Source organism: Streptococcus shenyangsis (assembly GCF_006385785.1).
Classification (GTDB): domain Bacteria; phylum Bacillota; class Bacilli; order Lactobacillales; family Streptococcaceae; genus Streptococcus; species Streptococcus shenyangsis.
Map to the genome: position 1 here is coordinate 25,238 of NZ_VFSH01000014.1, position 21,384 is coordinate 46,621.

General features: G+C 39.5%; 21 protein-coding genes. 9 read left to right on the top strand and 12 right to left on the bottom strand.

The window, feature by feature from the left end; genetic code table 11:
• Position 1: 1 nt before the first annotated feature.
• The gene (locus FJR77_RS08950; protein ID WP_000559791.1) at positions 2-850 is read right to left on the bottom strand and encodes a metal ABC transporter permease; all 849 of its coding nucleotides are present in this window, start codon (positions 848-850) and stop codon (positions 2-4) included.
• Positions 847-1,569, bottom strand: a complete 723-nt coding sequence (locus tag FJR77_RS08955) for a metal ABC transporter ATP-binding protein (RefSeq protein ID WP_049540018.1) — start codon at positions 1,567-1,569, stop codon at positions 847-849. The genes FJR77_RS08950 and FJR77_RS08955 overlap by 4 nt, the downstream gene beginning before the upstream one ends.
• Before the next feature lie 185 nt (positions 1,570-1,754).
• Here FJR77_RS08955 and pepO point away from each other — a divergent pair, with 185 nt between their 5' ends.
• A complete protein-coding gene (pepO, locus tag FJR77_RS08960) occupies positions 1,755-3,647 on the top strand; it encodes an endopeptidase PepO (protein ID WP_140834546.1) in 1,893 nt (630 codons plus the stop codon).
• 240 nt (positions 3,648-3,887) lie between these two features.
• Here pepO and FJR77_RS08970 read toward each other — a convergent pair whose 3' ends face one another.
• A complete protein-coding gene (locus FJR77_RS08970) occupies positions 3,888-4,517 on the bottom strand; it encodes an MBL fold metallo-hydrolase (RefSeq protein ID WP_125451381.1) in 630 nt (209 codons plus the stop codon).
• Positions 4,518-4,660: 143 nt separating this feature from the next.
• Entirely contained in the window at positions 4,661-6,094 is a 1,434-nt protein-coding gene (locus FJR77_RS08975; RefSeq protein WP_140834544.1) for an N-acetylmuramoyl-L-alanine amidase, read from the bottom strand.
• 325 nt (positions 6,095-6,419) lie between these two features.
• Between FJR77_RS08975 and FJR77_RS08980 the strand changes: the two genes are divergently transcribed.
• Together FJR77_RS08980 and dtd are read left to right on the top strand one after the other, a co-directional pair.
• The gene (locus tag FJR77_RS08980; RefSeq protein ID WP_140860124.1) at positions 6,420-8,642 is read left to right on the top strand and encodes a RelA/SpoT family protein; all 2,223 of its coding nucleotides are present in this window, start codon (positions 6,420-6,422) and stop codon (positions 8,640-8,642) included.
• Positions 8,643-8,671: 29 nt separating this feature from the next.
• Positions 8,672-9,115, top strand: a complete 444-nt coding sequence (gene dtd, locus FJR77_RS08985) for a D-aminoacyl-tRNA deacylase (protein ID WP_140834542.1) — start codon at positions 8,672-8,674, stop codon at positions 9,113-9,115.
• A gap of 38 nt (positions 9,116-9,153) precedes the next feature.
• On the opposite strand, the gene FJR77_RS08990 is transcribed toward dtd, so the two are convergent.
• From FJR77_RS08990 to FJR77_RS09010, 4 genes are all read right to left on the bottom strand, one after another.
• Complete coding sequence (locus FJR77_RS08990; protein ID WP_140834541.1) at positions 9,154-9,567, bottom strand: hypothetical protein; 414 nt, start codon at positions 9,565-9,567, stop codon at positions 9,154-9,156.
• 18 nt (positions 9,568-9,585) lie between these two features.
• Complete coding sequence (locus FJR77_RS08995; protein ID WP_140834540.1) at positions 9,586-9,999, bottom strand: hypothetical protein; 414 nt, start codon at positions 9,997-9,999, stop codon at positions 9,586-9,588.
• A 119-nt stretch (positions 10,000-10,118) separates the two neighbouring features.
• Positions 10,119-10,829: a nicotinamide mononucleotide transporter gene (locus tag FJR77_RS09000; protein ID WP_181146633.1), complete on the bottom strand. Its 711-nt coding sequence runs from the start codon at positions 10,827-10,829 to the stop codon at positions 10,119-10,121.
• A 117-nt stretch (positions 10,830-10,946) separates the two neighbouring features.
• The gene (locus tag FJR77_RS09010; RefSeq protein WP_140834539.1) at positions 10,947-11,597 is read right to left on the bottom strand and encodes a metal-dependent transcriptional regulator; all 651 of its coding nucleotides are present in this window, start codon (positions 11,595-11,597) and stop codon (positions 10,947-10,949) included.
• 111 nt (positions 11,598-11,708) lie between these two features.
• Between FJR77_RS09010 and FJR77_RS09015 the strand changes: the two genes are divergently transcribed.
• The 3 genes from FJR77_RS09015 to FJR77_RS09025 all read left to right on the top strand — a co-directional run bounded on the left by FJR77_RS09015 (position 11,709) and on the right by FJR77_RS09025 (position 14,155).
• Positions 11,709-12,551, top strand: coding sequence for a metallophosphoesterase family protein (locus FJR77_RS09015; RefSeq protein ID WP_181146632.1), 843 nt, complete (start codon positions 11,709-11,711; stop codon positions 12,549-12,551).
• 75 nt (positions 12,552-12,626) lie between these two features.
• A complete protein-coding gene (locus FJR77_RS09020) occupies positions 12,627-13,064 on the top strand; it encodes an Rrf2 family transcriptional regulator (protein WP_140834537.1) in 438 nt (145 codons plus the stop codon).
• A gap of 68 nt (positions 13,065-13,132) precedes the next feature.
• Positions 13,133-14,155 carry a YdcF family protein gene (locus tag FJR77_RS09025; protein ID WP_140834536.1) on the top strand — a complete coding sequence of 341 codons (1,023 nt, stop codon included), beginning with the start codon at positions 13,133-13,135 and terminating at the stop codon, positions 14,153-14,155.
• 87 nt (positions 14,156-14,242) lie between these two features.
• Here the strand turns inward: FJR77_RS09025 and FJR77_RS09030 are convergent, their stop codons facing one another.
• The 3 genes from FJR77_RS09030 to FJR77_RS09040 all read right to left on the bottom strand — a co-directional run bounded on the left by FJR77_RS09030 (position 14,243) and on the right by FJR77_RS09040 (position 16,874).
• Positions 14,243-15,316 (bottom strand): DUF2974 domain-containing protein, encoded by a 1,074-nt coding sequence (locus tag FJR77_RS09030; RefSeq protein WP_140834534.1) that lies wholly within the window; start codon positions 15,314-15,316, stop codon positions 14,243-14,245.
• Positions 15,317-15,439: 123 nt separating this feature from the next.
• Positions 15,440-16,216: a ferredoxin reductase domain-containing protein gene (locus tag FJR77_RS09035; protein WP_140834533.1), complete on the bottom strand. Its 777-nt coding sequence runs from the start codon at positions 16,214-16,216 to the stop codon at positions 15,440-15,442.
• Positions 16,217-16,304: 88 nt separating this feature from the next.
• Positions 16,305-16,874, bottom strand: a complete 570-nt coding sequence (locus FJR77_RS09040; protein WP_100207726.1) for a TetR/AcrR family transcriptional regulator — start codon at positions 16,872-16,874, stop codon at positions 16,305-16,307.
• A 407-nt stretch (positions 16,875-17,281) separates the two neighbouring features.
• On the opposite strand from FJR77_RS09040, the gene FJR77_RS09045 reads away from it, so the two are divergent.
• From FJR77_RS09045 to FJR77_RS09055, 3 genes are all read left to right on the top strand, one after another.
• Complete coding sequence (locus FJR77_RS09045) at positions 17,282-17,959, top strand: response regulator transcription factor (protein ID WP_000548989.1); 678 nt, start codon at positions 17,282-17,284, stop codon at positions 17,957-17,959.
• A complete protein-coding gene (locus FJR77_RS09050) occupies positions 17,952-18,926 on the top strand; it encodes a HAMP domain-containing histidine kinase (protein WP_140834531.1) in 975 nt (324 codons plus the stop codon). The genes FJR77_RS09045 and FJR77_RS09050 overlap by 8 nt, the downstream gene beginning before the upstream one ends.
• A gap of 790 nt (positions 18,927-19,716) precedes the next feature.
• Positions 19,717-21,228 carry an ATP-binding cassette domain-containing protein gene (locus FJR77_RS09055; protein ID WP_070478505.1) on the top strand — a complete coding sequence of 504 codons (1,512 nt, stop codon included), beginning with the start codon at positions 19,717-19,719 and terminating at the stop codon, positions 21,226-21,228.
• 61 nt (positions 21,229-21,289) lie between these two features.
• On the opposite strand, the gene FJR77_RS09060 is transcribed toward FJR77_RS09055, so the two are convergent.
• Positions 21,290-21,384: IS3 family transposase (locus FJR77_RS09060; RefSeq protein WP_140834408.1), on the bottom strand; the 95-nt coding region annotated here is incomplete at its 5' end.

Below are 21,384 nucleotides of genomic sequence, written 5' to 3' on the forward strand. Positions count from 1 at the left end.
CTTATTTTAACAAATGTTTATTTTTCAGTTTCAAATATCGTTGTTTAGGAGAGATAAAGAAACTGATTAAGAAGAAGCTAGCAGCTGTAAGTACGATGCTAGAACCAGCTGCTAAGTTTAAACTATAGCCAATAAAGAGTCCCAAAACTGAAGCTGTAGCTCCAAAGGTTGAGGAAAGGAAAATCATACTTTTCAGGCTATTAGCATACAGATAAGCAGTTGCAGCTGGGGTAATCAGCATGGCTACAATCAGGATAGTTCCAACACTTTGCATGGCTGTCACAGACACGAGAGTCAGGAGTATCATGAGGAGGTAGTGATAGAAATTGACAGGCATTCCCATGGCTTTAGCCAGAAGTTCATCAAAGGAAGTTATCAAGAGTTGCTTGAAGAAAATCCAGATTAACAAGAGAATGACCGCCCCTACGCCCATAGTGATAAACATATCCGTATCTTGGACGGCTAGAATATTACCAAAAAGGATATGGAAAAGGTCAGTTGAACTTTTAGCGACACTAATCAAGATGATACCGAGGGCTAAGAAAGAAGAAAAGGTAATGCCGATGGCGGTATCGCTTTTGATAATCGAGTTCCCCTTGATGTAGGTAATGATGATAGCAGCTAGCAATCCAAAGACAATGGCTCCGATAAAGAAGTCAACGCCTAAGATGAAGGAGAGGGCTACACCTGGTAAGACAGCATGTGAAATAGCATCTCCCATGAGTGACATCCCACGTAGAATGATGAAACATCCCACAGCTCCAGCTACGACCCCGACGACAATAGCTGTTATCAAGGCATTTTGTAGGAAATGGAATTTTTGCAATCCATCGATAAATTCTGCAATCATAGGTCACCTCCATTGAAAAAGAGTCGATTACCGTAAGCTTCTTTGAGATTGGCTTCGGTAAAGGTTTCTTTGGTTGGACCAAAGGCAATCACTTCTCGATTGACAAGTAAGACTTGATCGAAGTAGTGGGAAACCTTGCTGAGGTCGTGGTGAACGATGAGAACCGTCTTACCAGCTTTTTTCAAATCTCTCAGCGTATTCATGATGATTTCCTCACTGACAGAGTCAATCCCAACAAAGGGTTCATCCAAGAGGATATAATCGGCTTCCTGCACCAAACATCTGGCAATCAAGACCCGCTGGAATTGACCTCCAGACAGTTGACTGATTTGACGTTCAGCGTAGTCAGCTAGGCCGACGATTTCAAGGGCTTCCTCTACTTTTTTCCAATGTTTAACATTTAAACTGCGAAAGAGAGGAATAGAGGGAAAGAGTCCTAGTGAGACACATTCCTTGACCTTGATGGGAAAGTTGTAGTCGATATTGATTTTTTGTTCGACATAGGCAATTCGGTGTAAGGATTTTTTAACTTCCTTGTCATCGAGAAATGCCTGACCTTGATGAGGGATAATTCCCAGCATACCTTTTAATAATGTTGATTTTCCAGCACCGTTTGGACCAATGATTCCGGTAATTGTTGGTCCTTGGAGCACTAGTGAAATATCCTTAAGTGCCAACGTTTCTTTGTAGGAGACACTGAGGTTTTCGATACGTATCATAAACTTATATTCCTCCTGACTCTTAATATACCTTAAAAAAAAAATTAAGTCAAGTTAATTTTTCAAAAAATTAAAATATTAACTGAAAAACAATAGGAAACATCCGTTTATTTTTAATTGCATTCCCAGGTAATTTTTGTTAAGCTAAAAACAAATAAACAAATACAAATGAAAGCGAGAACAAGATGACACGTTATCAAGACGATTTTTATGATGCAATCAATGGAGAATGGCAGAAGACAGCTGAAATTCCAGCAGATAAGTCTCAAACGGGAGGTTTTGTTGATTTAGACCAGGAAATTGAAGACCTGATGCTGGCGACAACAGACAAGTGGTTGGCAGGTCAAGAGGTGCCTGAGGATGCTATCTTGGCAAACTTTGTCAAATACCACCGCCTAGTTCGTGATTTTGACAAGAGAGAAGCTGACGGTATCACACCTGTCTTACCACTTCTTAAAGAATTCCAAGAATTGGAGACTTTTGCGGATTTTACAGCTAAACTAGCAGAGTTTGAGCTTGCTGGCAAACCAAACTTTCTTCCTTTTGGTGTATCGCCAGACTTTATGGATGCTAGAATCAATGTTCTATGGGCTAGCGCTCCAAGCACAATCTTGCCAGATACGACCTACTATGCAGAAGACCATCCTCAGCGCGAAGAACTCTTGACTCTTTGGAAAGAAACCAGCGTAAATCTTCTCAAGGCTTATGATTTCTCTAATGAAGAAATTGAAGACTTGCTAGAGAAAAGACTAGAATTGGATTGCCGAATTGCGGCAGTGGTGCTCTCTAATGAAGAAAGTTCAGAATATGCCAAACTCTACCATCCATATTCTTATGAAGATTTCAAAAAATTCGCTCCTGCCCTACCTTTGGATGACTTCTTCCAAGCCGTTCTTGGACAAGTACCAGACAAGGTTATCGTAGACGAGGAACGTTTCTGGCAAGCAGCAGACCAATTCTATAGTGAAGAGGCCTGGCCTCTCCTCAAGGCAACCTTAATTTTAAGTGTTGTTAATCTCTCAACCAGCTATTTAACAGAAGAAATCCGTGTTTTGTCAGGTGCCTACAGTCGTGCGCTTTCTGGAGTTCCAGAAGCCAAAGACAAGGTCAAGGCAGCCTACCAGCTAGCACAAGGTCCTTTCAAACAAGCCTTGGGTCTCTGGTATGCCCATGAAAAATTCTCTCCAGAGGCCAAGGCAGACGTGGAGAAAAAAGTGGCAACTATGATTGATGTCTATAAGGAACGCTTGTCTAAAAATGACTGGCTGACTCCTGAAACTCGTGACAAGGCCATTGTCAAACTCAATGTCATCAAGCCTTATATCGGTTACCCAGAAGAATTGCCAGAACGTTATAAGGACAAAGTAGTAAATGAGACTGCTAGTCTTTTTGACAATGCTCTAGCCTTTGCGCGTGTGGAAATCAAGCATAGTTGGAGCAAGTGGAACCAACCTGTAGACTATAAAGAATGGGGCATGCCTGCTCATATGGTCAATGCCTACTACAATCCACAGAAGAACCTGATTGTCTTCCCGGCGGCTATTTTACAGGCACCTTTCTATGACTTGCATCAGTCATCTTCTGCTAATTACGGTGGTATTGGTGCAGTTATTGCCCATGAAATTTCCCACGCCTTTGATACCAACGGAGCTTCCTTTGATGAAAATGGTAGTCTCAAAGATTGGTGGACAGAGAGCGACTATGCTGCCTTCAAGGAGAAAACACAAAAAGTTATTGACCAGTTTGATGGACAAGATTCTTATGGAGCAACCATCAACGGTAAATTGACTGTATCAGAAAATGTGGCTGACTTGGGAGGAATCGCTGCAGCGCTTGAAGCAGCTAAGAGAGAACCAGACTTTTCAGCAGAAGAATTCTTCTACAATTTCGGTCGCATCTGGCGCATGAAAGGTCGTCCAGAATTTATGAAACTTTTGGCTAGCGTCGATGTGCACGCACCAGCCAAACTCCGTGTCAATGTGCAAGTACCAAACTTCGATGATTTCTTTACAACCTATGATGTTAAAGAGGGAGACGGTATGTGGCGTTCACCAGAAGAGCGCGTGATTATTTGGTAAGGCAAAAAATCTAGTCATCAGAAAAAGGCATCCAATCAGGTGTGAAAGCCTTGATAGGATGCCTTTTATAATGGAAAGAATTGCTGTATAGTTTACTTATACTCTTTGAAAATCTCTTCAACCACGTCAGCTTTATCTGCAATCTCAAAGCGGTTCTTTGAGTAACCTGCGGCTAGTTTCCTAGTTTGCTCTTTGTTTTTCATTGAGTATTAAATTGCGAAATTGATTGTCATCATTTTATTAGAAAAAGGGATTGAAGGTCTTTTCGTGAGCAATAGTAGTAGCAGGACCATGCCCTGGATAGACATCGTAGTTTGGTAGGGTGAAAAGTTGGGTTTGGATACTATGGAGAAGTTGCTCCATACTACCAGTTGGAAGGTCGGTCCGCCCGATAGTTTCACGGAACAAAGCATCTCCTGTCAAGACTAGGTGAGCATCAGGAAAGACGATAGAAACACCACCGATAGAGTGACCTGGTGTTGGCAAGACGGTGAAACGAAATTCCTCTAATTGATATTCCTCATGAAAGACAAAGGTGTGTTCAGCTGGTTTTGCAACCACATCTGCCATATCATCGTGACGAGGAAGCCCAGAGAGATTATCGACAGGAGTGTAGAGCCAGCTAGCTTCGCTCTCTGCGATATAGACAGGAGGATTGCCAAAAGTTTCGCGAACTAGGTCCAGACTCATGATATGGTCATAATGGGCGTGGGTCAATAGAATGGCACAGATCGGTTTGTTGATCTTCTCGATTGTATGACGAATGGCTTCCCAATGGCTACCAGGATCGACAACGATGAGGTGCTTTTCACCTTCTAGGTAATAGGTGTTTTCATAGGCAACGGGATTCACAGTTTTATGGATTTTCATATTGGCTCCAATCTCAAAGAATGTACTAAATTAAGTATAGCACAGTTGGGGAGAATAAGCATAAAAAGGAAATAATTCTAGAAAGAAGAATACAGTTTGGATAAGAAAAATAAGCCCCGAATGAGTTCGAGGCTTAAATTGCTTTAATTTCCTGCGTAATATTTTTGAATTCCCTTGACAATCCCTTCAACCAGTTTATCTTGGTATTCACTACTACGGATTTTTTTGTTTTCTTCTGGATTATCCATATATCCCATCTCTAGCAAAACAGCTGGTTTAGCTGTTTCACGTAGAACAGCAAAGGTTGCTTGCAAAAGTCCGGCATCCCTAGCTCCAGTCTCGGCTAGAAGTGAAGAATGGATATCAGCTGCGAGACGATTACTTTCACTTATCCGATCAGGATTATTATGCCAATCCTTATTAATCTTGCTAGGGAAGCCAGGTTCTTCCTTGTAAGAATAGGTTTGTATACCTAGATTAACGGTTGTATCATTTCCTTTTGCATTGAAATGAAGGCTGATGAAAAAGTCAGCATTAGTCTTGTTTACCATACGAGAACGTTCGGTAATAAAATCAACATCTACATCGCTATCTCGAGAGGTAAGAACGGTGTAGCCTAGACCTTCTAATCGTTTACGTAATTTACGGTAAACTTGTAGGTTCAATTCTTTCTCAGCTATGCCATAATAATAAGCACCTCGATCCTTACCACCGTGTCCTGGATCTAGAAAAATAGTTTTAGAGTAATGTCCTTTTTGAAAACCTTGTGCTAATTCACGAACCCATTTTCCATTTCCTTGGAAGAGCTGGTTTTTGCCATCCACTGCATAGGTTCCTGTGACATATACACCATCGTCCTTAAGATAGTACCAAGCTTGATAGTCTGGGTCATAAATCCATTCCTTGTGGGCCATGTAGCCACCAGATTTGAGGTAGTAGGAACCAATCCATTGTTTTTGGGCGTAGCGTCCGCCAGATTTGAGGTAAAACCAACTAGAGTAGCTTTGGTCGTAGACCCATTCCTTATCTGCCATGGCACCGCTGGATTTGAGGTAGTAATCGCCCTTCCAGACATTGGCCAACATTCTACCGTAGCCATCAAAAGCATACCACTTGCCATTGATTTGGCTCCATTGGTTGGATAAATATTTACCTGAACCATTGATATAGTACCAATTATTTCCCATTTGGTACCAGCTGTTTTCAAGCAAGTATCCATGACTATCAAAGAAATAACCATCATAGAGGGTATCTGTAAATTTGACCCCAGTTTGACTATAAAACGTCCACTTGTTCCCCTCTTTTACCCAGCCAGTTTGTATAGGTTGATTAGGTTTAGTTTCCCTGGAAAGAGAAGGTTTGCTTTCTTGCTCACTTGAACTAGCTATACTTGACGAATTTTCTGTACTAGCTTGAGAACTACTAGTAGAATTGCTAGTGGAAATATTAGTTGAACTACTGGTCGAACTAGTGATAGGATTAGTAGTGAAATGACTCGTATCGTCAGCCAAAACGACTTGGCTGGATAAGCCAAGAACAGTCAAAGCTAAAAGTGTCAGTCTTTTGTATGAATTCATGTTATTTGCCTTTCTAGAGAGATGAAAATTTAGTAATTATCGTAAAAAATTGTTCATATTACTATTATACACTAAAAAAGTTAGAAAATTACTAAAATATCAAATCTTTTCTTATTGAAAAAGAAGAAAGTATTTTCATTTCACTAACTTTTAACGCAGTCAATATCAAAACAAAGTTAGATGAAGAGCTAGATAAATTTGTTGTTTTAGTGTGAATCTTATGTTATCCTTCTTCCCAACAACTGAATAAGCTTTAGAATCCTCTTTTCTAGTTTTCATATTATTAAAAAAGTGATAAAATGGTAGGAAGAATTGGAGAGTAGAGATGCCAAAAGAAGTGAATTTAACAGGCGAAGAAGTTGTCGCTTTAACCAAAGAATATTTAACGGAAGAGGATGTTGCTTTTGTACATAAAGCCTTGGTCTATGCGGTGGATTGCCACAGTGGTCAATACCGCAAATCAGGCGAGCCTTATATCATTCACCCTATCCAAGTGGCAGGTATTTTAGCCAAACTCAAGCTGGATGCTGTAACGGTAGCTTGTGGTTTCTTGCATGATGTGGTGGAAGATACTGATGCGACCTTGGACGATTTGGAAAGAGAGTTTGGTCCTGATGTGCGGGTAATCGTCGATGGGGTTACCAAGCTTGGTAAGGTCGAGTACAAATCGATCGAGGAGCAATTAGCGGAAAATCATCGCAAGATGCTCATGGCCATGTCTGAGGACATCCGTGTTATCTTGGTCAAACTGTCAGATCGCTTGCACAATATGCGGACGCTTAAACACCTCCGAAAAGACAAGCAGGAGCGCATTTCCAAAGAAACTATGGAAATCTATGCCCCGCTTGCCCATCGTTTGGGGATTTCCAGTGTCAAATGGGAATTGGAAGACTTATCTTTCCGTTATCTCAATCCAACGGAGTTTTACAAGATTACCCATATGATGAAGGAAAAGCGCAGAGAGCGTGAAGCATTGGTGGATGAGGTAGTCACAAAATTAGAAAACTATACGACAGATCGTCATCTAAATGGGAAGATTTACGGTCGTCCCAAGCATATTTACTCTATTTTCCGCAAAATGCAGGATAAGAGAAAACGGTTTGAGGAAATCTATGACCTGATTGCCATTCGTTGTATTTTGGATACCCAAAGTGATGTCTATGCCATGCTTGGTTATGTTCATGAGCTTTGGAAACCCATGCCTGGTCGCTTTAAAGACTACATCGCTAATCGCAAGGCCAATGGTTACCAGTCTATCCATACGACTGTCTATGGGCCAAAAGGGCCGATTGAATTCCAGATTCGGACCAAGGCCATGCATGAGGTGGCTGAGTACGGGGTTGCGGCTCACTGGGCTTATAAGAAAGGCATTAAGGGGCAGGTTAACAGCAAGGAATCAGCTATTGGGATGAACTGGATCAAGGAGATGATGGAGCTCCAAGACCAGGCTGATGATGCCAAGGAATTTGTCGATTCAGTTAAGGAAAACTATCTGGCTGAGGAGATTTATGTCTTTACCCCAGATGGAGCTGTCCGCTCTCTTCCAAAAGATTCAGGACCGATTGACTTTGCCTACGAAATCCATACAAAAGTCGGGGAAAAAGCAACTGGTGCCAAGGTCAATGGTCGTATGGTTCCCCTGACAACCAAGCTCAAGACAGGGGATCAGGTTGAAATTGTCACCAACCCCAACTCCTTTGGGCCAAGCCGTGATTGGCTTAACATGGTCAAGACCAGCAAGGCGCGTAACAAGATTCGTCAGTTCTTTAAAAATCAAGATAAGGAATTGTCTGTCAACAAGGGTCGTGAAATGTTGATGGCTCAGTTCCAAGAAAATGGCTATGTGGCCAATAAATTCATGGACAAGCGCCACATGGATCAAGTTCTACAAAAGACTAGCTACAAGACAGAGGAATCTCTCTTTGCGGCAATTGGTTTTGGGGAAATAGGTGCAATTACTGTCTTTAACCGTTTGACTGAAAAGGAACGCCGTGAAGAAGAACGTGCTAAGGCCAAGGCTGAAGCAGAAGAACTTGTCAAAGGTGGAGAAGTCAAGGTTGAAAATAAAGAAACCCTCAAGGTTAAGCATGAGGGTGGTGTGGTCATTGAAGGTGCCTCAGGTCTCCTAGTGCGGATTGCCAAATGCTGTAATCCAGTTCCTGGTGATGATATTGTCGGCTATATCACCAAAGGGCGTGGTGTGGCTATTCACCGTGTGGACTGTATGAACCTGCGCGCCCAAGAAAACTACGAGCAACGTCTCCTTGATGTGGAATGGGAAGACCAGTACTCAAACTCAAATAAGGAGTATATGGCCCATATCGATATCTATGGTCTCAACCGTACAGGACTATTGAACGATGTACTGCAAGTTCTTTCAAACACAACCAAAAATATCTCAACAGTCAACGCACAACCAACCAAGGATATGAAATTTGCTAATATCCATGTGTCCTTCGGCATTGCCAACCTCTCTACACTGACTACGGTCGTGGACAAGATTAAGAGTGTGCCAGAAGTTTACTCTGTCAAACGGACCAATGGCTAATGGTCTGAGTTCTTACTAGAAAGGCGATTATGAAAATCATTATCCAACGGGTTAAAAAAGCCCAAGTCAGTATTCAAGGTCAGGTTCAGGGGAAAATTCAGCAAGGGCTCTTATTGCTGGTTGGTGTTGGACCAGAGGACCAAGAGGAAGATTTGGACTATGCCGTGAGAAAGCTTGTCAATATGCGGATTTTTTCAGACGCAGAAGGCAAGATGAATCTGTCTGTTAAAGATATCGAGGGACAAATCCTTTCTATTTCTCAGTTTACCCTTTTTGCGGATACTAAGAAAGGCAATCGTCCAGCTTTTACAGGCGCAGCCAAGCCTGATATGGCATCAGATTTCTATGATGCTTTCAATCAAAAATTAGCGCAAGAAGTGCCTGTTCAGACAGGCGTCTTTGGAGCGGATATGCAGGTTGAGCTGGTCAATGACGGACCAGTTACCATTATCCTTGATACCAAAAATAGATAAGAAAGACCAAGCCCAGCTGGCTTGGTTTTTCTCATCTATCATAAAATACTCCAAAATGAAATCGGTTCTTGATAGGTTTTGGGGAAATCTTGTTTCAGGCTTTGGCTTATGCGATAGGAAGAAATGAGGTGTCCTAGGATTAGGAGAGTTCCCTGAAGGAAAAGTGGGACACCATTTAAACATATCAAGGAGAGAATCATCAGGCAATCCCATAGGAGGATTTGTAGGGCAAAACGCCAGAATATAGGTCTAATCTGGGAATAGAGTTGACTAAAGTGGTCACAAAGTTGGTTGGAAAGATAGGTCAATAGTACAGGATGAAAGAAAATGAGCCAACCACTGTATATCAAAATCCAGTCCCAAGTAAGCCCTTCTTTAAATGTCAAAAATGCCAGCATGATTCCATCGATGACAAGGAGTTGAATGGTTTTGATGTAGATGATTTTTTTCATGCTAAAACCTCCTTTTCCTTAGAGGCACTCCCATAAAGAGATGTGTTTGTCGTAAAAATCTGGATAGTTGTCTCTTAGATAGTTAGTCGTCATATAATAAAAAGTAGAATGGAAAGAAGTGACGATTGGCATAAGAGATGAAAAACGATGAGAACTAACGAAGGCTAAAAGGACAAAAAATAGAAAATCAATGGAGAGAACTCCTAAATAGTAGAAGCGAATCTTTTTATTGATTTGAGGATAAATCTCAGCGAATTGATGTTTGAGTCGGAAAACCAAGCGAAATAGCAGGAGTCCCTGAGCAAGGAGGAAAATAAAACCAGAGAGCAGGAGCCACTCCAAGGATGTCTCGGGTCTCGTGCTAAAAAATGCAAATAGTAGCAAATCCATGACTGCAATTGCTGTAAAATGGAGTCTAAAGAGATTTTTCATAGGATGACCTCCCTCTTTTATCTAACTTTATTCTACACCAAACCAATGGGAGTTACAAGTAAAATGATAAAAAATTTTAGTAAGGAGATTCTGTTAGACTTCTTTATTTGATTTCCCTCTTATTGTTCCACTTCTTCATCGTTCCAGACAAATAAAGCTCCAATTGCATTGAGGATATAAAAGATATATTTACCGATATTGGCGAAGTTTCCTTGAATAGCAGCTTTTGTAAGCTGCACAAAATTGTAAATCAACCAAAATCCCCACTGAGTTGTCAGTTTCAATGCGTTTAAAGCATTGGCAATGAGGGACAGTGCAAAGGCAATCGTTGTCACGTAGGCAAGGAGATTCATCTTACCCCCATATCCGATATAGTTGGTCACAAAGGCAAAGAGGAAGGCAATGATGGAAATGATGATGGCCGCCAATTTTAGTTGTTTTTGGCTCATTTGGTTGGGTCTGCCTTCTTGCGAAGCTTCCCATTTCTTTATGGCAAAGGTATAGATAAGGAAGGTGACAGGATAGGTAATGATGGCCGCCTTATTTCCAAGGATATAATCAATAGCACCGGACAAAATGGTATTAACAATACCAAAGTAATTTCCCCATTTGCTTAATTTTCCTGTAAAACGAGTGGACAGCATGGAAATCCCAACGTTGGTTACGGAAATCAATCCAAAAGGAACAAGAGCTGTCCATGGTCCCCAGTCTACAAATTTGTCGAGTCGTGAGTTGAGGTAACCAGATGCAATCGCAATTCCAACGACCAAAGCAACCCCGAAGAGGTCAAACCATTTGGATGTCGCAAAAATTTTTAGTGATTTTTTCATATATTAAAATGTCTTTCTTTTTTTACAAATATTCTACAACTAAATGAAAGTAAAATCAAATGATAGAAATAAAACCCTGAAAATCAAACTTTCAGGGTTGGTAGGGGACTTGAGAAATTAGTTGATTTTCTCGACATAGAGTTGTTTTGCAATGTCCATATTTACTTGTAAATCCTCGTCTTTACTAAGGATAGTGAAGGTGTTGCTGAAGCCATCAAACTGCTTGACTTGGAGTGAATCACCGATGTGAAGTGAGTGCTTGTCCAGATAATGGAGAATGTCAAAGCTATCGTGCACCCGAGTCAAACGGTAAGATCCAGCTTCTTTGATATCAGCTAGTGGTAGGTTATTGATTTCAACCAGGAGTTCTCCCTTGGCCGGAATGGTGCCTCCATGGGGACAGGTCTTGGGGAATCCTAGTAGTTTATCCAGTCTTTCCACGAAGAGGTCAGAGACAGTATGTTCCAAGACCTCAGCTTCCTCGTGAATCTGATCACTCGTATAGTCTAAATGATGGACTAGAAAAACTTCAATCAAGCGGTGTTTGCGGTAGAGTTCTGAGACCAGTTTAAGCCCTAGGTCCGTCAGTAGATAGCCACATTCCTTGTCCTTAAGGATGAGGTTTTCGCTCTTCATCCGTTTAATCATTTCAGTTACGGCTGGGGGAGAAACTTGCATGCGGGCTGCAATTTCTTTGTTGGTGATTTTATGCAGGTCTATGCCAATTTCATAAATACATTTTAGATAATCTTCTTTATTCGGGGTCATTCGCTTCCTCTTGTCTAATATCTTTATCTAGTATATCAAAAAAAGCTAGATTTCTCTAGCTGTGACTTTTTATGTTATACTTATTGCAAGAGAAAAAACGAGGAGATAGATATGACAAAAATAGCTCTTCTTTCAGATATTCATGGAAATACCACCGCCTTGGAGGCTGTTTTGGCAGATGCTCGGCAGCTAGGAGTGGATGAATACTGGCTTCTGGGAGATATTCTCATGCCAGGGACAGGTCGTAGAAGGATTTTGGACTTGTTGGATCAACTACCGATTACGGCTAGAGTTTTGGGAAACTGGGAAGACAGTCTGTGGTATGGTACTCGTAAGGAACTGGATAATACTCGTCCCAGTCAACGTTATCTCTTACGCCAGTGCCAGTATGTTTTAGAGGAAATTTCCCTAGAAGAAATTGAACTGCTCCACAATCAACCACTCCAGATCCATCGTCAGTTTGGGGATTTGACGGTGGGAATTAGTCATCATTTGCCTGATAAGAACTGGGGGCGAGAGTTGATTCATACTGGAGCGCAAGAGGATTTTGACCGCTTGGTGACCAATCCTCCTTGTGATATTGCTGTTTATGGTCATATTCACCAGCAGTTGCTTCGTTACGGGACTGGTGGACAATTGATTGTCAATCCAGGTTCGATTGGGCAACCTTTCTTTCTAGATGCCCAGTTGCGGAAGGACCTACGGGCCCAGTATATGATTTTGGAGTTTGATGATAAGGGCTTGGTAGATATGGACTTCCGACGGGTGGACTACGATGTGGCAGCCGAATTGCAGCTAGCTAAAGATCTCAAACTTCCCTATTTTGAGGTTTATTATGAAAGTCTGGTCAATGGTATCCACCATACTCATAATCAGGAATTTCTGAGAGAATTGGCTCAGAAAGAGGGTTATGATAGGGAATTAGATGCCTGGTTGAAAAGTGGTAACGATTGACATTACAACAAAAAAGGGTATAATAATAGAAAAAGAAGAGTAGAGGCAGGGTAGCCTCGTAAAAAGGAGAAGAGTATGCAAATTCCAAGTAGATTTACCATTGCGACTCATATGCTGATAATCATTGCCCTCAAGGGGAAGGAAAGCAAGGTGACCAGTGATTTTCTGGCTGCTAGTGTCGGGGTTAACCCTGTCATTATCAGAAAAACCTTGTCCCAGTTGAAGAAGGCAGAGCTGATTTCAGTAGCGCGTGGAACAGGAGGAACAGAGATTGTCAAGGACCTAAAGGACATTAGTCTCTTCGATGTTTATCAGGCGGTTGAGTGTCTTGGTAAGACAGGTCAACTCTTTAGTTTCCATGACAATCCAAATCCAAATTGCCCAGTCGGAGCTCATATTCATGAGGTTTTGGATCAAAAACTAGAGAGAATCCAGCTGGCTATGGAGGCAGAGCTTGGTCAGACCAGTTTAGAACAAGTCGTGGCTGATGCAGAGAGTCAGATGAAGGAGTGAGAGGGATAGATGCCCTCTTTTTCTCTTTGGATAATTATGATAAAATCTACTTATAAAAGGAGGAACTGATGTATCTTTTTACAGGAATTATTGTAGCCGCATTTGTCTTTTCATTTTGGAAAGATAACAGAAGTCTTTGGAATCCAGCCTTATTTTTATTGTCTCTCATCTCAATCTATTTATCGGTGGCCCATTTTTTTTATCAGAATGGATATGAAAAGGTTCACTTATTCTTTTTGGTATTTACCTTTGTCTTCCTTCCTTTTTTGCTTTTTCTAAGTGGGCTCTGTTTAATCTATAATGGAGTCATCCTACTGAAACGAGAAGGACGTTCAAAAGCTAATTATCTTTCTATGTTACTTGGTTTTGTTATCCTGATATTTTTTGGAATCATGTCATTTAGATTGTGGGATAGGAATGAGCTATTTTCTACAAATCACTTTCTGAATCTCCTATTTCTATTTACGACTTATTCTTATTTCCTTTTCGGTTTTGCTTTTGCAGGATTTATGCTTTATTCTATCCTGTACTTGTTTATTCCTAAAAAGAAAAGCTATGATTTTATCATTATTCATGGAGCTGGCTTGTTAGACGGAGAAAGAGTGACACCCTTACTCAAGCGTCGGATTGATAAGGCAATCGAGGCATTCAGAGCTTCTCCTAATCCAAATGTTAAACTGATTGCAAGTGGTGGTCAAGGGGGAGATGAGAAGATTTCTGAAGCGCAGGCTATTTGCAATTATATCTTAGAAGAGACAGATGTCAGTATGGAATCCATTCTTCTTGAAGACAAGTCCAGAACGACCTATGAGAATTTATTGTTTTCAAAAGAAGTGGGAGAACAATTTGTTGAAAATCCTTGTTTCCTCTTTGTAACAAATGATTATCATGTCTTTAGAACAAGTACCTATGCTCGTAAGTTAAAAATGAAGGGAGATGGCCTCGGATGTAGGACGGCAGGCTACTACATACCATCTGCTTTTATTCGGGAGTACGTAGCTCTCTGTGTCAAAATGAAATGGCTTTTCCTCGCCTTTTATGTCCTGCTATCAGCCCTCATTTTGATAGCCTATAAAGGGATTATTTGGTAGTCAGATTCTATTTAAAAAGACTTAGAATGCACATGAAAGTATGTATTCTAGGTCTTTTGTTTTGTATATATTTAATTTTCAAAAGTATTATCTATTTTTCCAGGCTTGGTAACGGGTATCAATCAATAACTGGGTAAGGCGTCCCATGGTTTCTCTTTCTTTTGGAGTGAGGGATTGCGCTTGGACGAAGAGATGATGAATGTGTTCAAGTGCCTTGAAGGAAGATAGGTCATTGATAGAAGTAATACCAGAATCAAGAATGGTGCCAAAGAAGAGGTCGAAGTAGAGCTGGAGTTCCTCGTCAGGGACTGTGGCCACCCACTCCTTGAAGGTTGTGTCGACTTGTTGGCTATCACTGTTGGTCTTATCCAGTTGAACGAACTGCTTGTCCTCAATCTGCCAACTAAAGGTATCATGCTGGGCGATACCACCCAAGGCAGTACTGTGCACGATGATTTGGTGATTAGGGATTTCCAACATCATACCGATGATGGAACCTTGTGGAATGAAGACCTTGGTTCTATCTATTATCCTTTGATAGCCCTCGGTTTGTGTCAGTTCTTTGTGGAGACCAGGTGCATCAAAGGTATAAACTGCTGTGATCTGATTTTGCAAGTTTTTCTCAATTTGACTAGCAGCATAGATGGCTAGATTTCCTCCCTTGGAATGCCCAGCCAGAATGACCTTCTGCTTAGGATGGTGGGCAAAAAAGTTCTTTAAATAGCGAAGGGCGTGCTTTTGAGCAGGAATTTCCTTCATATAGGTCAGATGGAAATCTTCCTTCCAGCCAATGATACTGTCATCAGTCCCACGAAAGACAATCAGATAGGTGTCGAGAGTGAGGCGGTAGGTCATAGCTGCAAATTGCTTTTGCTGCTCAGGGTCGATGTCGTTGATAAAATGGGAGAGTTTGCAATTTTTGAAGCGTTTGTGTTGAGCTAATTCATCCAATAATTGGAGACGATTTTTGCTGGTCAACATGTTGGACTCCCTTGGAACCTGAGGAGCCAGGTCTAAAAGTCGCTGAGGACTTGCGGAGACTAGATTATCAAAGGTGAGGTAGGTAGCTTCTGTTAAGGCTAGAATGTCTAATTCATTTAAAGGAAAGTCGTAAAAGGAATCGTATGCGACATCTTTCATATAATCAAAAATATTGGCCATAAGAGCTCCTTTCTTTTTATTTATCTTATCACAATCACATAGAATTTACTAGTTGGTTTGTACGAGCTCTCTACATACCGACCTATAATGGTATGATTCAGACACATAGAAGACAGTTTGCTTTTATTTCAAACCTCTAAACATACTTGTTTGTATCTGTTTGTCGTCAATCCCATTCTCTTTTAAGAAATTCTTCATCTCATTTATATCATCAGGTTGGCCGGTTAAGAGATAAATAGCTTGGTTACCGTATTCCACAACCGCATTTTTTAAAAATGTTTGGCTTTGAGAAAAGGTTTCGCTAGTTTTATAAGTTAGATTCGGATTATTCTTACTAAGCTCTCTTAACTCATTATCAAAAATGTTTACTCCTTTGTCTAAATGATTAAGAATGATGGAGCGCTTACCAGCCCACTCTTTCACAACTGGACGTAGAGTAGAAATACCGACATCAGAGGCAAAACAAACCAGTGCTTGGTCATTGTCTTTAACAGATAAAGATGACTCCAGCCAACTCATCTCAATTTTACTACTAGCTGATAAATGTGTTAAGGTTTCCTTAAACACGCTACCACTATTATGGGTTACAATAAGAATTTCGTCCTCATCAGGAGTGGAAGCAAGAGTTAGCCATCGACTAGTCTGTTCCTCCTTTACTGGACTTTTGTCTGGACCAAACGAGCTGTCAGAAAGCTTAAACTGAGCATAGGAGCCAGCTTTCCATATTTGATTTTTTGGTTTTGTGATGTGAACTAAATACAAATCTCCGCTGGGATTTTCAATGGATTTTATCGATAAAGTTTGACTTCGTCCAAGATAGGTAATGATTCCCCAAGATATAAAGCCGAGCACTCCAAGTGTAGTTAGAATAATTATGAACATTTTTTTCCCTCGTTTCATTTTTAACTCCTATAGTGTAGTAATTTTCTATGAATGAATAATATTTTTTTTCATTCAATAATTTCCAAAAAATAAAGAAAAGATTTCTTTATTTCAGTATTCCTTTAATGAAGTTGGTTGCTAGTATTTCTACAGTTTTGCTAATATCTGGAAAATCATTTTCTGTGATATGCATATCCATGTAGTAAAATAGGTTGTAAACTTGTAAAATATTTTGAATTTTTTCTGGAGAATGACCTTCAGTCTGCAAACGATGAGTAAAGGTTTTCACGAGAAATTGATGAAATGGATTCGTGACTTTCCCTTCTTCTGAGGAATAGTAGCTATGTAACTCATCTGCGATGGCAGGATTGTACCATTCTGCAAGGATTTTATTGGAAGAAACGAGTGCTCTGGATTGAGCAAAGAGTTGACTAATAAGATCAATCATATCAATTTCCCAATCCAGTTCTTCGATCATAGTTTGGCGAACACGGTTGTTTTCATCAATGTAAATATCTAAAAAAATAGCCTCTTTACTTTCGTAATAGTTATAAAAAGATCCGACTGCCATATGAGCTTGTCTAGCAATTTCTGAAATTCCTGTCGCCTTGTATCCTTTTTTTGAAAAAACTTCATAAGCTGCGGATTTCAAAGCCTGTTTTTTGTCCAATTTGATTCACCTCTTTTATGAATGAATATTAAAACTTGTTCATTCATATCTTAACAAATCTTTTTCAGATTGTCAATCTGAAAGCTAGAACTTTTTACGGATACCACTCGATAAGGAGCTTTTCAATGTTAGAAGAGATAGAGTGTCGTTTTAACTACACTCAAGGTTTGGAAGAATAGATATAAATTTTGGTTAAGGGGATGTATAAAAGAACTGAAATGAAGGTTGAAAAAATTAAAAATAAAAGGGTAGGGCTGGCACTATGTCTGAAAATAAGGTATGATATCAATGGGGTTATTCACTATCTGTCTTTGAGCTGTTGTGACAAGGAAATGTCAAAAAAGTATTAGATACTAAGCCCTCTATTTATACTAAAGGATTTAAGACTCCTAAAATTAGCAAAGGAGAATCAGATGCACAAGATTTTACTAGTAGAAGATGATCAGGTTATTCGTCAACAGGTCGGGAAAATGCTCTCTGAATGGGGATTTGAAGTGGTTCTGGTAGAAGACTTTATGGAAGTTTTGAGTCTTTTTGTCCAATCGGAACCTCATCTGGTCCTTATGGATATTGGCTTGCCCTTATTTAATGGCTATCACTGGTGTCAGGAGATTCGCAAGATTTCCAAGGTACCCATCATGTTTCTGTCTTCGAGAGACCAGGCTATGGATATTGTCATGGCAATCAATATGGGGGCGGATGACTTTGTGACCAAGCCTTTTGACCAGCAGGTTCTTCTAGCCAAGGTTCAGGGCTTGTTGCGTCGTTCCTATGAGTTTGGGCGTGACGAAAGTTTACTGGAATATGCTGGTGTTATCCTCAATACCAAATCAATGGATTTACATTATCAAGGGCAAGTCTTGAATTTGACCAAGAATGAGTTTCAGATTTTACACGTTTTATTTGAACACGCAGGCAATATCGTAGCGCGTGACGACCTCATGCGGGAACTTTGGAACAGTGACTTTTTCATTGATGATAATACCCTCTCTGTTAATGTGGCTCGTTTGCGTAAAAAATTGGAAGAGCAGGGCTTGGTAGGATTTATTGAGACCAAGAAAGGAATAGGGTACGGATTGAAGCATGCTTGATTGGAAACAATTTTTTCTAGCCTATCTGCGCTCCCGTAGTCGTTTGTTTGTCTATCTGCTTTCTTTGGCATTTCTGGTTTTGCTCTTTCAGTTTTTATTCGCCAGTTTGGGAATTTACTTTCTCTACTTTTTCCTGCTGTGTTGCTTTGTAACAATCTTATTTTTCACTTGGGACATATTGGTAGAAATGAAGGTCTATCGTCAGGAAATTCTCTATGGGGAGAGGGAAGCTCAGTCTCCTTTGGAAATAGCTTTAGCAGAAAAATTAGAAGCGCGTGAGATGGAATTCTATCAGCAGAGGTCAGATTCAGAAAGAAAACTGACGGATTTGCTGGATTACTATACCTTGTGGGTGCACCAGATTAAGACCCCCATTGCAGCCAGTCAACTCTTAGTTGCAGAAGTGGTTGATCGCCAACTGAAGCAGCAATTAGAACAGGAAATTTTCAAGATTGACTCCTATACCAATCTAGTTTTACAGTACCTGCGTTTAGAAAGTTTCCATGATGATTTGGTCTTAAAGCAGGTTCAAATTGAGGACTTGGTCAAGGAAATAATTCGTAAATATGCTCTTTTCTTTATTCAAAAAGGCTTAAATGTCAATCTACATGACCTTGATAAAGAAATCGTGACGGATAAGAAGTGGCTACTAGTGGTCATTGAACAAATTATCTCAAATAGTCTCAAGTACACCAAGGAAGGTGGTCTGGAGATTTATATGGAGGGCCAGGAACTCTGTATCAAGGATACAGGAATCGGGATAAAAAACAGTGATGTCCTCCGAGTATTTGAACGTGGATTTTCGGGGTATAATGGACGCCTAACTCAGCAGTCATCTGGACTTGGACTTTACCTATCTAAGAAAATTTCTGAAGAACTGGGGCACCAGATTCGTATCGAGTCTGAGGTTGGAAAAGGAACGACAGTACGGATTCAGTTTGCTCAAGTGAACCTAGTCCTTGAGTGAGAAGAGACAATGAGTTTTTACCCAATCTCTTTTTGCTATATTTCAGGATATTTGAAGACTGTTTTTTACAAAACCAATAATAGAATTTTTAATACGGAATATAGTATAAATACTGGTTCAAAGTGAAGTTTTGTATGCTTTATACTTTTGTTGAGCATAAAATCTATAAACTAAGGGTGAATTACAAAAATTAATTTGAGATGAAGTGAATTGTAGACTTGGGAAATGTCTCCTATTCGATTTCAGAATGAATCGTTGATACAGGATTAAAAGAACTGCAGCTTTCTTTTTATTTTGAATGAGATAGGTGTATATAGATTTGTATAACTGGTGTAGAACTGTTTCCAAGAATTTATTGAATGTATCGAATACACACATTCTATTAATTTTGAACCAGTTTTTAATTTCTAAATGTTATAATAGTTTTATCAAGTAAAAGGAGACTGCCATGATTGGAGACAATATAAAATTCTTACGAAAATCACATAATCTGATATAACCAGAATTTTCACGGATTTTGGGTGTGTCACGAAATAGCCTAAATCGTTAGAAAAAGCTTACTTTCAATAGAAGTATTGGAAATATTCATTTTACATCTATCAAAGAAACATGGGATAGACCTATATTTTACAAAATAGCAAATTATATTTTGAATGATAGTAAAAACGGCAGTACTTGTGTGATTTACAATTATTGCACTCAATGTCCGAGTATCGCACTATTTGAAATAGGGAATAGTAGAGATTGTTCTGCGATATGTAAAAAAACGCATTAGCAAGGAGTATCGTATATGCTACCATATCTTAAAACTATTAGATGGTATCTCTTCTTTAATTTTCTTTTTGGTGTAGTATCGAATATCTGCACAGCTTTGTTACCGTATTTCACGCAGGCATTAATCAAAGGGGATTATCAAGTAGCTCTATATGGTTACTCTATGTCAGTGGCTGGCTATTTGAGTTGTAACTATATCCAAATGATACTTGATTGGAAGCAGGGGATTATCTTTTCGACTACTTTGAAAAATGAGTGGTTTCGTTCACTTCTGGGACTCAGTCACCACGATTTCAAGCAGAAAACAGTAGCAGAGTATATTTCCTATCAATCTAATGACCTAGATTCGTTGGAAAAGGATTACCTTCCTCCATTGATGAGTTTTATCAAACAAATTTTACGTATCATCATTTACGCTTTCATTATTAGCAGAACAATTAATCCTATTGTATCATTGATTTTAATCTTTTCTACTGGAATTAGTATTCAAATTCCTAAAATCGTTGGGAAGTTGACCGCTAATCGCAGACAGGTTTACTTGAAAAAACAAGGAGATTACTATCGAACTTTGGAGGATTTGCTCATGGGACATCATTTGGTAAATAAACTAACTATGTCGCATTTTTTGAATCAACAAAAGAGTTCTCTAAAGAATTTGCAGGATAAGTATTTTAAGTATGGTTTGACAAAAATTACTGGCATCTTATTGACAGGTGTTTCTTTTGAATTCATTAGTCTTGTTCTGTTTATTTATTTAGCCTACTCTCTATCTCACCAGCAACTCGGTATTCCTGAGGTGGTGGCGAGTTTCGGATATATTAATGCTTTTTCTGAACCAATACAGGAAATCCTTTATGATTTACAAATGTTAGAGTCCGTAAAGCCTGTAATCAAGAGTTTTCAAAACATTGTTGGGAGACCCGTTTCAGTTCAAGCACCTCAACATTCTTTTGATACGATTATTTTGAAAAATATTTCCAAACAACTGGGAGAATCAAAATTGATAATTACTTCCGCTACGATTCAAAAAGGGGATAAAATTGCGCTTATTGGTAAGAATGGGTCTGGAAAAAGTAGTCTTCTCAACATTTTAAATGGAACAGATGAAGATTTTGAAGGACAAATTGTGCTAGATGGGCTTGTTTTGGACCATCTTTGGGGAAGATTCGGTATGATTCTGCAACAAGAACATACATTTATTTCAAGTTATGAAAATAATGTAACGCTATTCAATAGTTTCAATGAAAAATTCAGAGAAGAAGATTTTGAAAAAATTCCACCACAATCCCTGTCAGGTGGTCAGCAACAACGAATGTATTTAAATCGTGAGAAAAATCGTAAAAATCCATTGCTTATCCTAGACGAACCTTTCTCTGCCTTGGATACTAATCAGTTTAAAATGGAATTGGAAAGAGTTCTGGAACTACCAAGTGCCGTCATTGTTACTTTACATCGCCAAAACGAATTATTAAGTAAGTTTGACCAAGTTTGGGAAATTAAGAATGGAGAACTTGTAATTTTGAAATAGCTAAATTATAAAGAATAAAACGCATAGTATTGTACTGACCCCAAAAAGTTAGACAATCAATTTATCCGAAGGATTTAGTTCTGTATTGCACAGGACTGAGTCCTTTTAGTTTTACCTTAATTCGTTTATTGTTGTAGTAATCAATATAGTCTACAA